The sequence below is a fragment of the Paenibacillus sp. 1_12 genome, assembly GCF_900114475.1.
Taxonomy (GTDB): Bacteria; Bacillota; Bacilli; order Paenibacillales; family NBRC-103111; genus Paenibacillus_S.
On record NZ_FOTE01000002.1, the window covers coordinates 423,042 to 442,884 of the forward strand.

Sequence of the window (19,843 nt, forward strand, 5' to 3'; positions counted from 1 at the left end):
CGCAGTATTACAGATGATGCTTCCCATTCTGTTTATTTAGCGTTTTTGTTATAGTCGGCTGTAAATTCTTCCATGATCTTGTCGCCGCCGCCTTTAACCCATTTGTCTACTGCATCGCTCCAGCCTTTGTCATCCAGCTCGCCTAGAACAAACTTGGTTTGTGCATCCGTAATTGCTTTTTTCAAGTCCACGCCTTTTTGTGTGTTAGTATCGGATAATAAAGCAGCGCTTAGATCATTAACCGCGATACCTTTATTGTCAGCGAACATTTTGTCAATCTTGGTTTCAACTGCATTTTTAGTAATCTTGATCCCGCCGTACTGATCGCCCCATCTTAAGTTAACAAACTCTCCAGATAGCTGCGAGCCATCGACTCTTTTGGCTGCTCCATTTTCAACCTTGTAGTCGGTGCCTTCAATCCCATTATTGAGCAGTGTGAGCATCTCTTCATCACCCAATTTATCGAGGAACGCAAGCACCTGCTTCATTTTGGCTTCTGTCGTTACACTTGACTTCGGAATCACAATCAGGGAATCGTAGCCGAGTGTACCTCTTACCTTTTGTCCTTGCGGGCCATCGAAATTTTGAGCAACATCAACGACCACTTTCGGATTCGCTTTAACCATATCCAAATGGCGGGAACCGCCATCATCAATTACAGAGAAGTACATGCCTGCTTTACCTTGATTGAAGTAATCGTATTTTTTGGCAATCGGGAAATCCGGGCTGATCAGCTTTTCGCTAACCATCTTTTTGTAGAGATCCAACGATTTCTTGAACTCTGGATAGAGGAAATCCGGTGTAATCTTGCCGTCTTTCAGTCCCCAAGCATTCGGACCCCCATTATAAATGGTCAGCTGCTTCAACAATTCCATCGTAGCGTCTTCCTGGATACCCGTCGTATTGTTCTTGCCATCCTTATCAGGATCATTCAACGTGAAGGCTTTGGCCACATTGTAAATATCATCGGCCGTTTTCGGTGTTTGCAATCCCAGATTATCCAACCAATCCTTGCGGAATATCATCCCATAACGAGCCAATACGCGCTCCCGAGGGATCCCATACAGCTTGCCGCTGACGCTCGCATTTTTAACTGCAACCGGATTCATTTTACTGAGGTTTTTCGTGTCTTTAATAAATGGCGTCAAATCCCAGTACATGCCTGACATTTGCGCGTTCAGCATGGCAGATTCCTTCGTTTTACGGATCAGCATTACATCAGGCAGCTTACCGGAAGCATTCGTTGCACTAACCTTGTCATCATAGGCTGTACCCGCCCCAGGTACCCAGATAATATCAAGCTTCGTATTGGTATACTCCTCGATCTTTTTCTGAATAGGACTGTCCTTCTTGGGCGGCTCAGCACCTTGTTGAATCATCATAATCTGAAGCTCTAACGGTTTGGCGGGTGTGCCTGCTGCCGGTTGTCCCGCAGGTTTTTCGGTTTTACTCGTGCAGGCTGCCAGCAGTGACACTGACATGCAGGTCAAACAAACAATGCTAATCATTTTTGCAAATTTACGAGTTTCATTCTTTTTCATAGTAAAATCGCCTCTTTCATCTGTAGTTTTAGTTTAGCCTTTTACTGACCCCAATAACGCGCCTTTGGCAAAATGCTTTTGCAGAAACGGATATACAATCAGAATCGGCAGTGTCGAAAGCACAATAACCGCCATCTTAATCGTTTCCGCTGGTGGAGCGACAAAATCTTCACCGAAATTCGTAGAATCTCCAATTCCTGCCTGCGATAGAATAACGATTTGTCTGAGCCATACCTGAATCGGCCATAGCGTGCTGTCGTTAATATATAGAACGGCATTGAAGTAAGCGTTCCAATGCCCTACCGCATAAAATAAAGCGAGTGAAGCCAGTACTGGCGCCGACAAGGGAAGCACAATCCGGAACAAAATCCCCACATCGCTGCTGCCGTCAATCCGCGCTGCTTCCTCCAGACCATCAGGCAAATTTTGAAAGAAGCTGCGCATAATAATCAAATTAAAGGCGCTGATCAAGCCCGGAATAATGAGGGAACCAACATTATCGAGCAACCCTGTCTCCTTCACTACCAGATACGTAGGAATCATCCCGCCGCTGAACAGCATCGAAAATACAACCAGCTTCATGAACAGCTTGACGCCCATCAACTCTCTCTGCGCCAGCGGATAAGCCATCAAGGCGGTAAATAGCAAATTAGCCAATGTCCCGACCACCGTGATGAATATCGAAACGCCAAGACTCGATAAAATAATGTCTGTCGATAAAATATACTTGTAACCGACCAGCGAGAATTTGGTAGGGAATAAGATAAACCCTTTTGTGATCAATTCCTCGGGTGCTGTCAGTGATGAAGCGATAATAAAAATGAATGGCAGGATACAGCAAGCAGCAATAGCAAGCAGCAGCAAGTAGTTAACTCCGTCGAGTAGTCTGCTGGATAGTTGTTTTTCTACCATGATCGGTAAGCATCTCCTTATAGCTTCCAACGGAAGCTGGGATCGTTAGCACAAGCTTTATATCAGTATATACCTTCTTCTCCGAACTTTTTGGCCAAACGGTTCGCACCAGTCACCAACAACAGTCCGATGATCGATTAAAACACACCAACCGCCGTACTGTAGCTGAACTTCCCTTGCGAAATTCCCGTCGTGTACACATACGTGTCAAACACTTCCCCAACCTCACGGTTTAAAGGATTTACCATCAGGAAAATTTGCTCAAAGCCCGAATCCAGAAAAGTACCGATCCGCAATATAAGTAAAATGATGATCGTACTGCGAATCGCAGGAAGTGTAATATGCCACATTTGTCTCCAGCGGTTAGCCCCGTCCATACGAGCAGCTTCATATAACCCAGGATCAACACCCGCAAGCGCAGCTAGAAAAATAATCGTGCCCCAGCCGGTTTCCTTCCATATGACCTGCGAGGTAATGATCGTTCGGAACCAATCCTTGCTTAGCAGAAACTTGACCGGCTCCGCTCCCATACTGTTCAACATACTATTGACGATACCGCCCTCTGTCGAAAAGAACAGAAAGCTGATTCCGACTACGACAACCCAAGATACAAAATGCGGTACATAGATAAGCGTTTGAATCCATCGTTTAAATAGATCTCTTCGCACTTCATTAAGCATGAGTGAAATGATAATCGGTAACGGAAAAAAGAAAACAATATTATACACAGCCAGAATGAATGTATTTCTGAACAGCTGCCAAAACGCCTCATTTCCAAAGAACGTCTCAAAATGCTTGAGTCCCACCCACTTGCTCCCAAAAAAACCGAGGAAAGGCTGGTAATCCTGAAATGCAATGAGTATACCCCACATCGGCATATATTTATAAATAAGGAAGTACAGCAGCCCCGGCAGCAGCATAATAAAAAACCATTTTTGCCGTTTGAGCCTTCGTTTAAAAGAATTCATTTTTGAATCTGAAATGGATCGTTTCGTTTCAGATACAGCCTGCATCTTGTTTCACTCCCAATTCATCCGTCGTATGTTCACTTGTCTGTAATCCATACTTTATAGACTTGGTAAGTGATAGTCTACAATCACAGCAGCAGATGATTTTGTCAAAGAGGCGGTGGATACTGGTTTTAGAGCTATTTTGAGCATTAATAATCATTGCGGCAGATCAGATAATCCTTGTAGATAACAAAAAGAACCTCCTTTGAAGGAAGTTCCCGGGTTCCGATCAGATAAAATGCTCAGCTCGCTGAACAATCTATATGTTGTCATGATAAAAAAAATTCGGTTTTACAATCGTATCGGCATAATGCTGGTGAAAAATAGGTGTGGCTGCAGGCGATAACGGTGGGATTAACCATGACCAATTCCCGGTGACCTGACGGTCATTCTTATGTTCATTCGCCTCAAATCTCATAAATTGCTGAGCGGCTGTATGGTGGTCTACAATGGCTACGCCATGCTGCTTGAAAGAATCTAATACGGCGATATTTAACTCGACCAATGCCTTGTCCTTCCATAAGGAAAAGTCCCTGCTCGTATCCAGTCCCATGATGGCCGCTACCTTGGGCAGCATATTATAACGCCCGGTATCGGCCAGATTTCGAGCTCCGATCTCAGTACCCATGTACCAGCCATTAAAAGGAGCCGCCGTATAATGAATGCCTCCAATCTCCAGTCGCATGTTAGAAACGATGGGCACTGCGTACCATTGTAAATTCAAATCGGCAAAACCCGTGATCTCTGGATGGGTTAGTGGAACCTCCAGTATGAGAGATGATGGAATTTCAAATAGTCTTGGCACTCCATCACCGATTTTTACAAGGAGTGGAAGCACATCAAAGGGACCACCTTCTCCCCTCCAGCCCAGCTCCTGGCAAAGCTTCGTGATGACAAGCGAATCCGGATCTCCAATTACCCCTTCATCGGTTTCATAACCCGCATAACGAATAAGCTGGTGATTCATAATGCGAATCTGCTGCGCAGGCTGAAGAGCGGGCTTGAAAATGGTGATCGTCGGACGAATCCGACCGCTGTTCGTAGCATATTCGATATGACGGAAAAGCGCCTGCGCGATTTCTTCCTCCGTCTCCAGACTACGAGCATCCATAATGTGCAAAGTCTCCCAGAATAGCCTGCCGATACACCTGTTGCTATTGCGCCATGCGAGCTTAGCACCATACTGCAGCTCTTCAAGCGTATGCTCATAAAAGCCCTGCTCGGCTATGGCTTGCCGGATCTCCACGAATCTTTGATCCATTTCATCCGATGTTCTACCGGTCTCACTATAATATGTATGAATAAAACGCTCGGCTTCCTCTAAGTTGTGATATACGCTCATATTGAATTCGTACTCCTGTCCTGATTCTGCTCTTTATTATAGTAGAAACAGGTGTTTATTCCAAATGGCAGGTCTTGTCATGATTTAAACTTATCTTGGAATTGGCTTGGAGTGATATTCACATACTTCTTGAAAATGCTAATAAAATATTTGTAATCCTTGAAGCCGACATCTGAGGCAATATTGTATACTTTGCCATTACCCGTCTTTAACTGATCCATGGCTTTTTGAATCCGGTAACGGTTCAAGAATTCATTAAACGTATAGGTCGTTTCCGATTTAAACTTCTGATTCAAGTACGTAGAGCTAATCCCAAGCTGTTTGACTAGGTCTTGAATGCTGATCCGATCCGCATAATTTTCTTGAATATACGTAATCATTTGGGCTACATACTTGGAGGCTTTGGTGGGCGTGTTCAGCATAGCAGCACTTAGAACCTCATCCAATTGATTCGGGTTGTTCTTAATAAATTGATATTTTTTCTTAAGTTCAATTTGAGTCTTCGCCCGCTCCAAAGCTTCAAATAATTGATGCTGCTCCAGGGGCTTAAGCAAATATTCACTAACTCCCAAATGTACGGCTTTTTGGGCCAGATGGAATTCATCATATCCCGAAATGATAATAAAGCTGCAGGTAGCCGCTTCGACACTACGCTCAATCATCGTAATTCCATCCATTAAGGGCATATTGACATCCGCGATAACAATATCCGGCTGCAATTCTATGATCTTCGAAAGACCATCCATTCCATTCGCAGCCTCATCGATGACAATACAATTGGACCCCAACCAATCAAATGTATAGCGCAAGCCTTTGCGTATCATTTCCTCATCTTCCACAAGCAATACTTTAAACACTTTCTTCACCTTTTTCGTAGGGAATTAAGATGGTTACACACGTACCTGAGCCTGGGGAGCTTTGAATTTGTATGCCGTATTCCTCACCATATAACAGCACTAAGCGGCGATGAAGATTGTTGAGTCCAATATGCTTGGTCTGATTATTCGGACTGCTCAGAATATCCCTGATCTCCATGAGCTTTCGCTCGTCCATGCCATCACCATTATCCACAACCTCAAGTACCAGGTCCTGATTTACTACATTTCCGCGAATCGAGATAAACAATGCCTCCTGATGCTGATACCCATATTTAATAGAGTTCTCAATAATGGCCTGCAGGAGAAGCTTGGGAACTAAGGCACCCAGCCCTTCGTCAGATACATCTATCGTATAAGTTAATCGATCTTTAAAGCGGATTTGCTGCAGCTTCAAATAATCGATCACATGATTCAAATCGCCTTTCATTAAAACCGTTTGTCCATCATTACTAATACTATATCGCAGCAGCCTTGAGAGGATCATGACGATCTCCTGCGCCTGTTGGCTGTCCACAACAATCGCATAACGTAAAGTCTCCAGTACATTAAAAATAAAATGTGGATGAAATTGGGATTGCAGCTGCTTGGCCTCTATTATTCGCCTCAGGTTCGATAATTCCTCGTTCTTGTGCATTAAATCATTCAGACGATTCAGCATAATATTGAATTGATTCGCTAAGGTTTCAAATTCATCTCCGGTTTTGATTTCAACGTAAGCATCCAAGTGGCCTTGTTGAAGCTTATTTACGGCAAATAACAATTTATCAATCGATTGTGTATTTCGCGAAGACATTTTGTGCGCCAGAAAATGGAGCAGTATCCATAACAAAATAGTTGCCACAACAATAAACACCGTCAATGAAAGGTACGAATACTTTTCAAGCTGAAGAGAATTAAGCGTATACACGTTCATTTGAGTTAATGGGATATTCGATCGGCTTACATAATATTTGCCATTATTTAATTGAATGTAGCCTTGAGAATCGTACACAGGATTGAATTTGTTCATTAACCCTTTAGCAATATTGTTAGTCGTAGCTATAATCGTGTTATGCTGATCGGTTATGACCGCTATTTCATTATTTTGCACAAATATGAGCTTCTGAACATCTTCTTCATATAACTGATAAACCAAATAACCGACTACCGTATTGTTGCGCAGGATAGCTTTTCCGAACGTATAGACCGTATAACGATCGAGTGAATAAGAGATGTGATTCGTTTCGGTCAGCGTTGATGTGGGTATAGCGGAGATACGGGGTACAATATCCTTGAATATCAACTCCTCGATCAAAGCATTAGAAGGAGCGGAGGATGCTACAAATATGCCCTTCATATCAATGATATGAAGCACGCCTTTTACCTTTTGCTGATTATTGAATTCATAAAATTGTTCATACACATCTTGGCCATTGGATCGTGTACGGACATAATCGATAACAAGCGGCAGGGCGGCCATTCGGTTAATTTCTTTATAATAATCGTTGTACACCTTCGACATGGATTGATTGATCGTTCCATTGGCTTCCTCGGTTACTTTCGCCAATATGAATTTATTATTGATAATCGTAAAGAGCAGGAATAAGATAAACAACACGATAATCGGCATAAAGGTATACATTAAAAACAAACGACGCGTGGACTCCTTAAAGTTGTTCTTGTTAGCCTCCATACCTCCACATCCCGCATTGATATAATTTTATTACTAGAACTATTATCATACCTTACATTCATATCCATAAACAAGAAGAATAAGGCTGGCCCTGCTTACCGCAGGAACCAACCGAAAGATCAAGGATTTTAAGAGATTGAAGTGTCTACATCGTAATGTCCTTCTTACCTGACAATTTGAAAAACAAAAGCAGCGACAGGACAGTAATGATAGTAAGCATCGTTGATAACGCTGCAGCCACCCCATAGTTACCACGGATAACCTCTGTATAGATGGCCACTGTCATGGTTTTCGTAGACCCTGTGTATAAGATGATCGAAGTACTTAATTCTGTAATAATACTAATCCAGCTTAATACCGCTCCAGCTATCACGCCTGAAATCATCATGGGCAGCGTAATTTTGAAGAATGTCTTCATGGTAGAGGCTCCAAGACTAATTGCTGCTTCCTCTATACTATCATTTACCTGATGCAGCACAGCTGCGCTTGAACGAATCGTATAGGGGAGTCGCCGAATGACAAAGGCTGCAATCAGTATAATTGCCGTACCGCTCAAGACTAGCGGCTTATGATTAAAGGTAACCAGTAACGCGATACCGAGTATCGAGCCTGGAACAATATAAGGAAACATCGTAAACACGTCTAATATATTGGATGCAGCGCCTCTTCTCTTAACCGTCACATAAGCGATTAGGATGGCCAAGAGGACAATGATCACGATCGAAATCGCTGCTAAAATAAACGTATTCGCAATAGAATCTCCAATCTTGGAAAAAGCGGACCGATAACTGTTTAGTGAATAACCAACAACAAATATTCGTCCTGACGTATTCAAAAAAGAGGTGTACATCACATATATTTGCGGCAGCAAAGCGATGGCGGTATACACATAAACAATGCCATGAACAACGATATTCCCCAAGCCCTTCTTCTCTTTGGGCTGTATCGGATTAAGAGCGCTCATTGTAAACGATTTGCGGTTGGATATATACTTTTGCAGCAGAAAAATCGATGTTGCAAAAATGACCACAAGTACGCTAATGGCAGCTGCAAAACCATCATCACCACCGTTTTCACTAATAAACTCGGTGAAGATGAGCACAGGAATCGTTTTGTACCCTTCACCAATCAGCATCGGCGTACCAAAATCAGCTAACGCACGCATAAATACGAGCATCCCGCCTGCAAGCAATGTAGGCGTAATCAGCGGAATCAATACCTTCCACATCTTGCGGATTCCGGTACAGTTCATGCTCTCCGCTGCTTCCATTAAAGAATTATCTACATTCTTTAACGCCCCTGATACATACATGAATACGAGCGGTGACAGCTGAAGCGTCAGCACTAACACGATTCCGGTAAATCCGTAAACATCCGGCATCGGAATGCCCAGTACTCCCTTAACGAAGTTTGTAATAACCCCGTTTCTTCCGAGTAAGAGAATCCATGAATAGGCACCAATGAAAGGGGCTGACATGGATGAAATGAGAATTAAAATTTGAATAGTGCCGCTGCCCTTTATCTTAATTGTAGACATGATATAGGCTAATGGCGCTGCAATCACTACAGATAAAACGGTAACACAGGTCGTTACCTTGATGCTATTAAACAACGCATTCATATAATATTGTTTGCTAAAAAACTTCTCGAAATAAGCAAGGGAAAACGCACCCGTTTCTCCGTTGATAAAGCTTTTGATCAGCAGAGTAAACAATGGAAAAGCCAGAAATACCATATAGACGAGAAAGATCAGAATCGTAATGGGCATCCATACATCAAACCGCTGCCTTCGTTGATTCATAGGCTGATGGCCCCTGTATAATTAATCTCACCCTGCTCATCATACACATTCACTTTATCCATATTTGCCTTCAAATGAACCCTAGTTCCAGGCTTTAACAGGTTGCCAGTAGTGGATTCCTTTGTAATTTCAACACGTAAGCCCGTTTCTAAATCAACAAAGTAATGGGTATTTTGCCCAAGAAAAATACTGCTGACAATCGTTGCCTTGATTCCTGTACCATCCTCAGAAATGATAAATTCTTCGGGTCGGACAGATATTTTAACTGGTAATTCACTACTCGATACAGGCACCTTAATATTCCGTACTCGATCTTCATAGGTCGGACTGAAATGGACCCTGTACTCATCATTAACTACTGACAGGGAGCCCTCCATGATGTTGGTATGGCCTATGAAGGTTGCAACAAATATATTAGCAGGCCTTTGATAAATTTCCTGAGGTGTTCCAACATGCTGAATAATACCTGATTTCATAACCGCAATCCGATCCGAGACTGCCATCGCTTCCTCTTGGTCATGCGTCACGTAGACAGTGGTAATGCCAACGGTATTTTGAATTTCTTTGATCGCATTACGCATTTCTATGCGAAGCTTGGCATCCAGATTTGACAAGGGTTCATCCATTAGCAGTACATCGGGACGAATCACGATAGCTCGGGCTAACGCTACCCGCTGCTGCTGCCCGCCTGATAGATTTTGGGGCAGTCTATCCTTATACTCATCGATTTGGACGACTTTCAATACCTCTTCCACTTTCTTTTCAATATCAGCCCTTGATAGTTTGCGATTTTCCAATCCAAAGGCTACATTACCCTTGACTGTTAAATGAGGGAAGATTGCATAGTTCTGGAACACCATGCCGATATTCCGCTTGCCAGGTGCTACCTGATTAATGACGCGGTCATTAAAGCGAATCGATCCGCCTTCTATGGAGTTAAACCCGGCAACCATTCGCAAGAGCGTCGTTTTCCCGCATCCTGAAGGACCAAGCAGGGTGAAAAACTCACCCTGCTTAATATCCAATGTCAGCTCAGGAATTACTTTCGTATCGCCATACTTCTTAACAACATCCTGGAATGATATGGTAACGCTCATCTGTACCACCCTATTTCGTTATGTTTATTTTTGCAATTTGGTAAACGTATCTGTGTAGCGACTAATGATCTCTTTCTTGTGCTCTTGTACATATTTATTATCTTCCTGGATCAATTTAATTTCACTCATCGGCTTCATATGAGTTCCGAGCTTAGCATTCGTACGCAAAGGCCGGTTAGTGAGTTGAGTACCAAATGCATCTTGCGCTGGCTGTGAAATAATGAAATCCATAAATTTCTTGGCATTTTCCTCGTTTTTGCCGCCTTTTACGATACCGGCAACCGCATCGAGGAATACAGCTCCTTCAGTAGGATAAACAATTTTGACAGGACCGCCACTTTTCACGTAGCTTGCAGATGGATCTTCATAAGTTAATGCCACTATATATTCACCGTCAGCCACACTTTTATGAACAGCACCGGAGCCGCTGGCGATTTTGCCATTCAAATTCTTAATTAACTCACCCATGAAATTCCAGCCCTTGTCAGACGTGTAATCTCCGCCCTTGGCCAATAATATATTGGTTAATTGGGCAAAAGCTGAGCTGGAGCTTGCCGGGTCCGCCGATGCAATTTTACCTTTTAGTTTGGGATTTAATAAATCTTCATAGCTCTCAATTTTGATATCTCCAACCAAGTTCTTATTCACCAACAGGACGCTGCCATCAGAAACGTATGGAGTCAAAAATCCTGAATCATTCCGATGTCCTTCCAATAGATCCTTATCATTGGGAGAAACATAATTGGCGAACAAATCACTATTACCTAATAATACAGCCTTGGAGCCTCCAAACATGACGTCAGCGTATGGATTTGCCTTTTCTGATTGTAAGCGCTTTATTAATTCACCTGTGCCAGCTGAAACCAATTCAACCGTTATACCTGTTTGCTTTTCAAACATAGGAATTAACGCATTAATGATATCCTCGCTGTTAGGCGTATACACAACCAGCTTGGTCGAACCCTTAGGCGTACTTGGAGCGCTTGGCGCACTCGGAGTGCTTGGAGTACTGGCAGTACCCGTATTGCTCGTATTCGATTGACCACATGCTGCCAATAGACTCATCGTTAATACCAACGCGACTAAACTAAACCATTTTTTCAATACGTTCGCCCCCTATTTGAATATAAGGTAATTGTATCAGAAGCTATCCATATTTAAATCCTAAAATACATCAACATCATCTAAAATCGGCAACTAATCTAACACAAAATAAGACATCGTTATCGTTCATCGAATTGAAACCGTTTTATAATTAACATGGTCAATAAACAAAAAAACAATGCTAGTAAAACTAACATTGTTTTAAGTGTTATGATATTTTTTTCGATAATCTCCAGGCGTCATATCCTCCATCTTGCGGAAATATCGGATGAAATTTTGCGAATTCTGGTATCTGAGCTTCTCTGCAATTTGTGATACCTTCATATCCGTTTCCAGTAGCCATTTTTTTGCCTGATTAAGCCGATATTGGGAAACATAATCACTGAAATTCACACCGGTTTCCTTACGGAACACCGTCTTGAGATAATTCGGATGGTAATTCAGGCGCGTTGCACACAGATCCAGAGTCAAATCAGACTCAAACTCTTCATGGATAATTTCGATCATATGCTCGGAGATATTCTTATTCTGGCTTTCCCACTTTTTGTTCAGCAGTGTAACCATCGGCTCCAGTACCATTCTCATAAACCAGCTCTCGGTTTCTGCAATCGTTTTGAGATTAAATAGCTGCTCGAACAGCTGGCGGTCCTCTTGTGAGGAGGCCTGCAGATTCTCACCGGCATTTTGGATTTCCCGAATCAGGTCGGCCAGCAGCCGAAACAAAATCATCTGGTATTCCTGATGCCGTATAGGATCGCGCAGTATGACGGTAAGAAATTCGTGCAGCAGCTGCTGAGCTTTGACCAGGTCGGGAACCTTCAAAGCATCAATAAGCTGCTTTTCGATCCATTCTGGAAAAATCGTCTGAATCCGATGGTCAGGCAATACATCCTCCACATGCAGGATAGCCTCTTCGCCAAATCGAATTCTATATTTTAACGCCTCCAGACTTTCCCTATAAGCCTGCGCCCCTCGATTCAGGTTCGTAAAGAAGCCACTGATGCCTATGCTGATTTGCAGCCCCAATATTTCTTTGACCGTAGACTGGATCAGCTCTGAAAGGGCATACACATCATTTTTACCTTCCTCTGGTGAAGAAGCCCTGTTTCTCAGCAGTGTGATCTGATTGCCGCCAATCACGACAGGCTCGAGACGGGACTCCGGCAGTGTCAGCTCCGAGACAATATTGTTAACCGCAAACATCAACAGGTCATGGTCATTTTCCTGAAAACGCGTTCCCGTCAAGCTGTCAATTTGAACCGTCAGCACACAATAGGAGTCGGTCCCCCAATCATACTGAAATTGCTCTGACTTTTCCTGAATCTCTTGCGTATTCAGCTCACCTAACAACAGCTTTCTCACAAAAAATTCCTTTAGCTGCTTCGTATGTCCCTGTATTTGGTCGAGCAGTCTCGATTGTGATTTTCGCAGCGAAACGATATGTTTGCCAATGAACTGCAGCTCATCCTCATTTCTGTTCTCGATGGATCTGCCTCCAGCAGCAGACTCGAATACGAGACGGATGGGCGTATAGATTCGATTGGAACCGATCAATGAGAGCACCAGCAAAATGAGGAATACCCCTGAGCATACATAAAATGTATACCAACCGATCGCCCCAGACTCCTTTGTAATCTGTTCAATGGAGACAAGTGACACATATACCCAGCCGTTAAATGAAGATTTTTTGTAGGTGATTCCGATAGAACCGTCCTGCAGACGAATTTCATTACTGCCGCTTTTCTCTGTAGATGCTTTTAAATGGCGGACCACTTGATCGATCTTTTCCTGTGAAAAATCGGGATTCGATACCTGTGTCAATAATCGGTAATCCGAATCGAAGACGATGGTATCCGACTCGCCGTTATATTCGGGAATCAGCTTTTGCAGCCTATAGTTAGGAACGTTCGCCACAATGACGCCGGATAAATCCTTAAATACATTGATAGGAAGCTTTTTCACCAGCAAAATATTAGGAGTCTCATTGTTCGTAACCCATTTCGAAAATTCCGGAAAATTTACGCGTTCAGTCAATATTTTCAATTCTTTATCGGTCATAAATTGTGAAAATCCACTGTTATCCAAGGACCATTTATGTGAAAAGCTCGCTAGCTGGACGTTGGAAATCCCTAAATCAAACGATTGCAGCTTGTAGAGCCCGTTCGCCAAATCCGTCACCAACATAAAATCCCTTGCCTCAAAGCCCCGAGTTATCGATTCATTGACAAGCTTGCTGTTACTGAATTGGACAATCGCGTTATCAATCGTTTGCAGAACCTGCTCAACCTTCAATTCCGTTTGTGTAAGCACCTGCATATTGCCCATGTTGACCTTTTCCTGGACAATATCCTTGGCTTTAAAATAAGATAAAATCCCTAATGATACGACGGGGATCGTAACTAGGATCATACTAAAGATAATGATTCTCCGTAAATATATGGATTTATACATGGCATTCCCTCACGATTCAGGCTTATAGTCATCGCGCTTGATGTAAAGGTGAATATTTACATAAACAGAATCTAAACGTTGTTGTCCCTCAATGTTATCTCGTTTCTACATTATATAGAATTCAAAATCTGTATACAAATAAGTCCTTATCCTCTCTAAGTTATCTGTTGTTGTCATGATTGTATATAATCATCAGGGCAGATTATTCAGGCAGTGATCCTACTGACAGCACAAATAACTACTGTCTCTGTTCAGATCCAGTAGTTTTGCGCTTCGTTCAATTAATTTAGGACTATTTCTGTTTCTCCTTAGTTTGACAGATGGATAATATACGCATGTAAATCGTATAGAAAATCTTCCTCGTATACTCTTGCGCAACCAGCCATTTTTATCCGCGGCTATCACACTGTATTTCCAGCGGCCAGTTCGTATGGCCCGCCTCATGTAAGCCTAAGCGCATTCTTGTATCTACTCTTCCTTGCTCTCAATGCCGCTTATAACCAGCTTGCGGACTGATTCCCGCAAGCTGTCACGCATATCTGTTGGCGTACCTTCATCCGTTACAAGCGTATGAATGCAGTCCAATCCCATACCGTACAGAAAACCGCTGCGATTTACCTTCGATGAGTCTGCCATCAGAATCAGATGATTGCTCTGCTCAACCAGCATCTGGGCGATTTGCAGCGGTTCCCACTTGGAATAATAGATACCTTCTGGACCAAAACCCATGCAGGAAAACAATGCTTTATCAAATCGATACTGACGAAGCTCACAATGCAGCTTGTAGCCGAACGTTTTTCCATCCTCATCGACTTCACCGCCAACCAGATATACCTTCAGCTTCCCTTTCTTTTGAACTAGATTCAACGTGACCATCGAGGAATTCGTAACGATCGTAAGATTCTTATCATCCGGGATAAACCTCGACAACACCAGCCCTGAAGTATTCCCATCGATAAAGACGCTGTCGCCATCCTCCAGCAGCTTCACGGCTTCGCGGGCGATAGCCTCTTTGCGCTCCAGATTAAGCTGCATTCTTTCGTAGTAAGGTAAGTCCCAGGTCGTCTGTTCCCTCTTCACCGCTCCACCGTATGTTCTGCGTACCAATCCCTTTTCGTCCAAAATACGAAGATCTCGGCGGATCGTTTCCACCGAGACTTGATACGTGTCGACAAGCTCTTCAACAGCTACGCTGCCAACACGACGTACAGCCATTATGATTTCATTTCTTCGATGAACCGAGCTCATCTATTTGAATTCCTTAAGCGCTTTAGTCGCATCCACCTGCGCTTTCTTCAAAGCATCAGCAGGAGTCAGCTTGCCCGCATTCATGGCTTGCAGTGCTTCGCCGACGACTGTATCCATCTTGCTCCTGGCAGCGGATGAAACATCGATTAGAGCATAAGGGAACACTTCATCAAAAGCCTGCTTCTTTTGCGGGTTCTCCGCATAATTTTTCTTGAGCAAATCCGTTTCCTGTGCGGATTTTGTAGCTGGAAAATAACCGGTTTTCGCTGCATAGATCGCCTGTGCCTTGGATTCTGCAAAATATTTCAGAAATAACCATCCCGCCAGCTGCTTCTCGGGTGTTGTCTTGAACAATACCTGATTACCGCCGTACAGCTCTGTTACTTTACCGCCGCTTTTACCTTGCGGAATAAGGGTGATTCCCCATTTGAACTTATCCTTAATCAGATCCAGCTTCGAGCTTGTACGGGCGGTTGTACCGATTTCCATAGCCGCTCTGCCGTTCGTGAATTCTTGCTCTGTGTTTTCAGCTAGCATAATGGCTTTTTTATCGAGTAGGTTTTTCATCATGGAAGCCAGCTCAACCGCCTGCGGATTATCATAATTGACACCGCTTTGATCCAGCTTGATCGGGTCGATGCCGTAGGTACGCAGCCATGTACGGAACGTCCCTCCATTGTTAGCATTGCTCATCACCAATGCCGGTTCACCGGATTTTTGCGTAATATCGAGCGCCATTTTTTCGAATTCCTGCCATGTAGCTGCTGGCTTGTCGTAGCCAGCCTTTTTCAGTAAATCAATGTTGTAATATACCCCCATTGAGGAATTACCGTGCGGCCAGCTCATGGTCTTGCCATTGTATTCTGGAATACGCTGACGCGAAAGCACTCCAGGCATAATATCGTCGAGTGCCTGCTTGTTCAGTCCGTTCACTGGATCGTTAATGTAATCATCCAGTGCAACAATTTTATCAGCCTTCATATATTCCAGCGTATCGCTCTCGTAGGACATCGCAACCGCAGGAAGACCTCCACCCTGCAGAGCTGCGCGCACCTTTTTGTTCAGGTCATCATAAGATCCTTGGAATACTTCCTTGACGATAATCTTTCCTTCGTACTCCTTATTAAACGCCGCAACCATTTCTTTAATGGCATCGCCATAGATCGTAGCTTGAATATGCCAGAAATCGATGGTAATCGGTCCGTTTTTGCCGAGCTCTATGCCTTTGGCAACCTGGCTCTCTGTTTTCTTCTCTGCAGAACTGCCTGTTGTTGATGCTGGAGCCGCCACCCCACAGCCTACCGTCGAAATCAGAACCAAAGAAGCTAGAGCCGCTTTCCAATGAGCAAACGATTTACGTGAATACACTACTACCACTCCTCGATTTTTGTAATTTGTACACATTCATATCCATGACTATTTGATAAAAACGTCCTATACAGTTGTTAAACTGCCCAACAGCTCGGATACCTTGAAGCTCTCTCCCGGAGCCGGATAATATTTGCGGACGCCACCGCTGTTGAACAATGTAGGGTGGATGCTGTGCAGGGGAATTACCACCCTCGGCGCAATAGCCGTCGTCAACTCCGTGATCTCTTGTGGTGCAGCGTGCCCGCCGGTTGCACAATAACGATACTGCACACCGAACTCGTTTAACCACTTTAGCAGCGTTTCGTCAGCGGAAGTAAGCGGATTGCCGTCAGCATGAACATAGATAGACGTTGCTTGCTGCGAACCTGCTGTCTCCAGCTCCGCTAATAATGCCGTGAGCGAGTAAATTAGGTAAACGGCATACTGTGACTTGTTCGCGGTAATTTCACTAAGCGTAATAGGCGCATAGGGAAGCTCGATGACCTTGATCGGACGGGGTCCTTGTGACCAATCCGGTGTACGAAGCAGTCTGATCACATCGTGTCCAGCTTCCAATGCAGGGTGTCCAGATAATACCTGCAGCTTGCTTGATGCTTCAAACCAGAGCACCGCCGTACTATCGTCCAGAACCAGCTGACGTCCAGCTTCCTGCGTCTTCATAATTAAATCGGCTACCCGCTCCACGTTGCGTGCAAGAATGTTAACGTACACCAACCCATCCGTTTGCTCCATCGCCTGACGGCATTCAACAGCAACCTGTACCTCAAGCCGATCCTTCGGCTTTCGGAACAACGTGTCGGGACGCATTCGAGTCCCTTCTGTTATCAATACATCTACAGAATCAGCCTGACAGCGCTCAATAAAGCGGTCCAGACGATGATGGTTCCGTCCATGACGGCGCCAGTCTGCGGTAAAGGCAATCCGATGCTCCGGCCCGTGAATGATAAAGCCTGTAACGCCTGGGCTATCATGATCAACTTCAATGAATTCAATACGGAATGTACCAAAATCGACGATCTGTCCATCCTCGATGATGCGAATATCCGCACGAGTATCTTCGTATTCACCCGCAGCTACAATCGCTTCATACACCGCATAGGCATCACGATGCATCCACACTGGAAGGTCGGGACGAAGCGAAGGTAGAAGTGCCATATGGTCCTGATGAATGTGGCTGACAAAGCCGTGCAAATTGGTTACCTGCTCCAACTGCTCTCTGCCCCATATTTGCAGCAGTTCCGCTTCGCCCAGATCGCCCAGCAGCTCAGGATCATATAAGTCAAGCACCGGGGGTGCCATACGTGTCAGCAAAAAGCTGCGAATGCCATAGTCCGACCGAACCCTTGTATCTCCATTAAAAAAGCCTCGTGCCATACCAAGATCGAATACGATTCCCGTATCCCCGCAGCTGTACATGATGTGTACACCGCCAATGGTCGTGAGACCACCGTAAAATGTCAATCTTTCCTCAAACCGATCGCTCATTATTGTTCCCTCCTGTGGAATGTATTTTGTTCAAACCTAACCAACCCCATCAATATCCGCCGTATTGGTGTTATGCAGCTGCGCAGACAGTATCTATTCTCCAGTAGGAATACAGGGATTTATAGCATAATCCGTGTTTATCGACTCTGAAGTTTTGCTTCCTGCAGCTCGACAAGCAGAGCCGTCAACTGATCTAGCGTGGACAACTGCACATCCCATTGCTCCGTTTCGGAGGTTGGATACGGAGATAGCCAAACGGTATAGCCGCCAAGCTTACGCACCGGATACAGATCATTCCAGGCATGATCGCCAATCGAAAGGATCTGATCCGGACGCAAACCTTCCCGCTCCATCATCTCCGTCATATATTGTTCAAGGCCGCTCGGCTTACCGGCTCCATACACGATTTCGTCGAACAGCTCCGTGCAGGCAAGTGCTGATATGAACTCACGACCCGTATTTTCAGGCGAGTTCGTAAGCAGTATCCGTTTGCGAACTCCGGTCAAATTGCCGATAGACTCATACAATCCATGATGGCGCTCGAAACTCGAAGCACCCTGCAGCATCTCTTTGCGTACCTGTTGGAAAGCCTGCTGGCGCTGCGCTTCCCCTACCCCGTATTTGGCAGCGAAGATACTGACCAGACTCCAGGCATCCCCAGCATAAATCGAAGAGATAGCTGTCAATTCAGCCGCTGCCTCCACCACTTGCCCCTGCCAATTCCAATATACCAGCGAGCCGCACCCCCGAGACCATGAATCGGAGCCCGGATGATACCAATCTCCAATACGGCTCGAATGTCCGCCATCTAACAACAAAGCCATCTCCGCAAGCAAATCGTCCAATCGGGCAGCATACTCCCCATTTCCAAACAATAGCTCCATGTAACGCTTATAGAAAGTCCCATCCTGATACAGCGTACCATCCAGATCGAAGAGCACGACCTCCACATTGTGCAGCCAATTCATCTGTAATCCTCCCATATGTCAAATAGCCGTAAAGTTGAATTTAATCCTTGTTCATCCTTTAAGTCCTGTTGCTGTAATACCCTGATGAAACCAGCGCTGAGCGAACAAATACAACAGTACAATCGGCGCAATCGTAAATGTAGCGGCTGCCATCAAAAGGTGGTAATTCGGACCTTCCTCACTGACAAAATACAGCAGCCCCACCTGCAGTGGTCTTAGAGATTCACTGGAAGTGATCAGCAGCGGCCAGAGCACCCCATTCCACTTGCCTATAAAAGCGAGCAGAGCTGTTGTAATTAACGATGGTAGCACCAGCGGAAGCAATACCGTCCATAGATAACGGCCATTCGACATTCCATCAACCTGGGCCGCCTCCCAATATTCCTTTTGCACGGAAAGAAACGCCTGTCTCAGCAAAAATATCGTGAACGCTTCCGCCAAAAACGGCAGCATCATCCCCATGTAGCTATCATAAAAGCCCTGGCCTCCGTCACCTGCCCAATCATTGTCGCCAGCAAACGGGATATGCCTCATTGTCACAAAATTAGGAACAAGCGTGACATCATAGGGAATGAGCATCGTAATAACTACAAGCATAAAAATGAGATGACGGCCGCGAAACGAAAAGTGAGTGATGGCAAAAGCTATCGGAACACATACGAGCAGTTGTAGAGCAGTTCCGATCCCCGCGATAATAACCGTATTGATAAAATACTGTTCAAAAGTCGATTCCGGCTTTAACCAGGCAGCTGCATAGTTTTTAAAAAGCCATAGCTCTGGCAGCAGAGTTGGTGGTATACGGTTAATTTCCTCTGCGCTTTTTAGCGACGTCATGAGCATCCAAAAGAAAGGAAATACGACACAGCAAGCCAATATCCCCACACTAACCAGCACGACTGTCCACATGATTTTGGAAGAACGCCGTACTCCAACCATTCCGTGCATGCTTGATTCCTCCTCTAA

The 19,843-nt window shown here is 44.5% G+C and carries 14 protein-coding genes and 1 pseudogene; all 15 read right to left on the reverse strand.

All coding sequences use genetic code 11. The annotated features are described in order from the left end of the window. Window positions 1–32 precede the first annotated feature (32 nt). The 15 genes and pseudogenes from BM210_RS05960 to BM210_RS06030 all read right to left on the reverse strand — a co-directional run bounded on the left by BM210_RS05960 (window position 33) and on the right by BM210_RS06030 (window position 19,825). On the reverse strand, window positions 33–1,541 hold the full coding sequence (locus tag BM210_RS05960) for a type 2 periplasmic-binding domain-containing protein (protein WP_091165581.1): 1,509 nt from the start codon (window positions 1,539–1,541) through the stop codon (window positions 33–35). 33 nt (window positions 1,542–1,574) lie between these two features. Beyond that, window positions 1,575–2,456 (reverse strand): carbohydrate ABC transporter permease, encoded by an 882-nt coding sequence (locus tag BM210_RS05965; protein WP_371263435.1) that lies wholly within the window; start codon window positions 2,454–2,456, stop codon window positions 1,575–1,577. Window positions 2,457–2,515: 59 nt separating this feature from the next. Beyond that, window positions 2,516–3,421, reverse strand: a pseudogene (locus BM210_RS05970) (ABC transporter permease). A gap of 301 nt (window positions 3,422–3,722) precedes the next feature. Then, window positions 3,723–4,805 carry a nitric oxide synthase oxygenase gene (locus tag BM210_RS05975; protein WP_091165585.1) on the reverse strand — a complete coding sequence of 361 codons (1,083 nt, stop codon included), beginning with the start codon at window positions 4,803–4,805 and terminating at the stop codon, window positions 3,723–3,725. A 77-nt stretch (window positions 4,806–4,882) separates the two neighbouring features. After that, window positions 4,883–5,662: a response regulator transcription factor gene (locus BM210_RS05980; protein WP_091165588.1), complete on the reverse strand. Its 780-nt coding sequence runs from the start codon at window positions 5,660–5,662 to the stop codon at window positions 4,883–4,885. Then, a complete protein-coding gene (locus BM210_RS05985; protein WP_091165590.1) occupies window positions 5,655–7,355 on the reverse strand; it encodes a sensor histidine kinase in 1,701 nt (566 codons plus the stop codon). The genes BM210_RS05980 and BM210_RS05985 overlap by 8 nt, the downstream gene beginning before the upstream one ends. A gap of 145 nt (window positions 7,356–7,500) precedes the next feature. Beyond that, entirely contained in the window at window positions 7,501–9,156 is a 1,656-nt protein-coding gene (locus tag BM210_RS05990) for an ABC transporter permease (protein ID WP_091165593.1), read from the reverse strand. Beyond that, window positions 9,153–10,253, reverse strand: a complete 1,101-nt coding sequence (locus tag BM210_RS05995; protein WP_091165594.1) for an ABC transporter ATP-binding protein — start codon at window positions 10,251–10,253, stop codon at window positions 9,153–9,155. The genes BM210_RS05990 and BM210_RS05995 overlap by 4 nt, the downstream gene beginning before the upstream one ends. A 24-nt stretch (window positions 10,254–10,277) precedes the next feature. Further along, window positions 10,278–11,357: an extracellular solute-binding protein gene (locus BM210_RS06000; RefSeq protein WP_371263429.1), complete on the reverse strand. Its 1,080-nt coding sequence runs from the start codon at window positions 11,355–11,357 to the stop codon at window positions 10,278–10,280. Between the two features lie 201 nt (window positions 11,358–11,558). Next, the gene (locus tag BM210_RS06005) at window positions 11,559–13,808 is read right to left on the reverse strand and encodes a helix-turn-helix domain-containing protein (protein WP_091165597.1); all 2,250 of its coding nucleotides are present in this window, start codon (window positions 13,806–13,808) and stop codon (window positions 11,559–11,561) included. Window positions 13,809–14,276: 468 nt separating this feature from the next. Then, window positions 14,277–15,056 carry a DeoR/GlpR family DNA-binding transcription regulator gene (locus BM210_RS06010; protein WP_091165598.1) on the reverse strand — a complete coding sequence of 260 codons (780 nt, stop codon included), beginning with the start codon at window positions 15,054–15,056 and terminating at the stop codon, window positions 14,277–14,279. Next, window positions 15,057–16,424, reverse strand: coding sequence for an ABC transporter substrate-binding protein (locus BM210_RS06015; protein ID WP_177237654.1), 1,368 nt, complete (start codon window positions 16,422–16,424; stop codon window positions 15,057–15,059). A gap of 66 nt (window positions 16,425–16,490) precedes the next feature. Continuing rightward, on the reverse strand, window positions 16,491–17,912 hold the full coding sequence (locus BM210_RS06020) for an MBL fold metallo-hydrolase (RefSeq protein ID WP_091165602.1): 1,422 nt from the start codon (window positions 17,910–17,912) through the stop codon (window positions 16,491–16,493). 137 nt (window positions 17,913–18,049) lie between these two features. Continuing rightward, window positions 18,050–18,880: an HAD family hydrolase gene (locus BM210_RS06025; RefSeq protein ID WP_177237655.1), complete on the reverse strand. Its 831-nt coding sequence runs from the start codon at window positions 18,878–18,880 to the stop codon at window positions 18,050–18,052. Window positions 18,881–18,931: 51 nt separating this feature from the next. Beyond that, window positions 18,932–19,825, reverse strand: coding sequence for a carbohydrate ABC transporter permease (locus BM210_RS06030; RefSeq protein WP_091165606.1), 894 nt, complete (start codon window positions 19,823–19,825; stop codon window positions 18,932–18,934). Window positions 19,826–19,843: the final 18 nt, after the last annotated feature.

Coding starts and splice junctions, on each gene's coding strand:
- BM210_RS05960 (WP_091165581.1), bottom strand. CDS start 1,541: ATGAAAAAGAATGAAACTCGTAAATTTGCAAAAATGATTAGCATTGTT.
- BM210_RS05975 (WP_091165585.1), bottom strand. CDS start 4,805: ATGAGCGTATATCACAACTTAGAGGAAGCCGAGCGTTTTATTCATACA.
- BM210_RS05985 (WP_091165590.1), bottom strand. CDS start 7,355: ATGGAGGCTAACAAGAACAACTTTAAGGAGTCCACGCGTCGTTTGTTT.
- BM210_RS05990 (WP_091165593.1), bottom strand. CDS start 9,156: ATGAATCAACGAAGGCAGCGGTTTGATGTATGGATGCCCATTACGATT.
- BM210_RS05995 (WP_091165594.1), bottom strand. CDS start 10,253: ATGAGCGTTACCATATCATTCCAGGATGTTGTTAAGAAGTATGGCGAT.
- BM210_RS06005 (WP_091165597.1), bottom strand. CDS start 13,808: ATGTATAAATCCATATATTTACGGAGAATCATTATCTTTAGTATGATC.
- BM210_RS06010 (WP_091165598.1), bottom strand. CDS start 15,056: ATGAGCTCGGTTCATCGAAGAAATGAAATCATAATGGCTGTACGTCGT.
- BM210_RS06020 (WP_091165602.1), bottom strand. CDS start 17,912: ATGAGCGATCGGTTTGAGGAAAGATTGACATTTTACGGTGGTCTCACG.
- BM210_RS06025 (WP_177237655.1), bottom strand. CDS start 18,880: ATGAATTGGCTGCACAATGTGGAGGTCGTGCTCTTCGATCTGGATGGT.
- BM210_RS06030 (WP_091165606.1), bottom strand. CDS start 19,825: ATGCACGGAATGGTTGGAGTACGGCGTTCTTCCAAAATCATGTGGACA.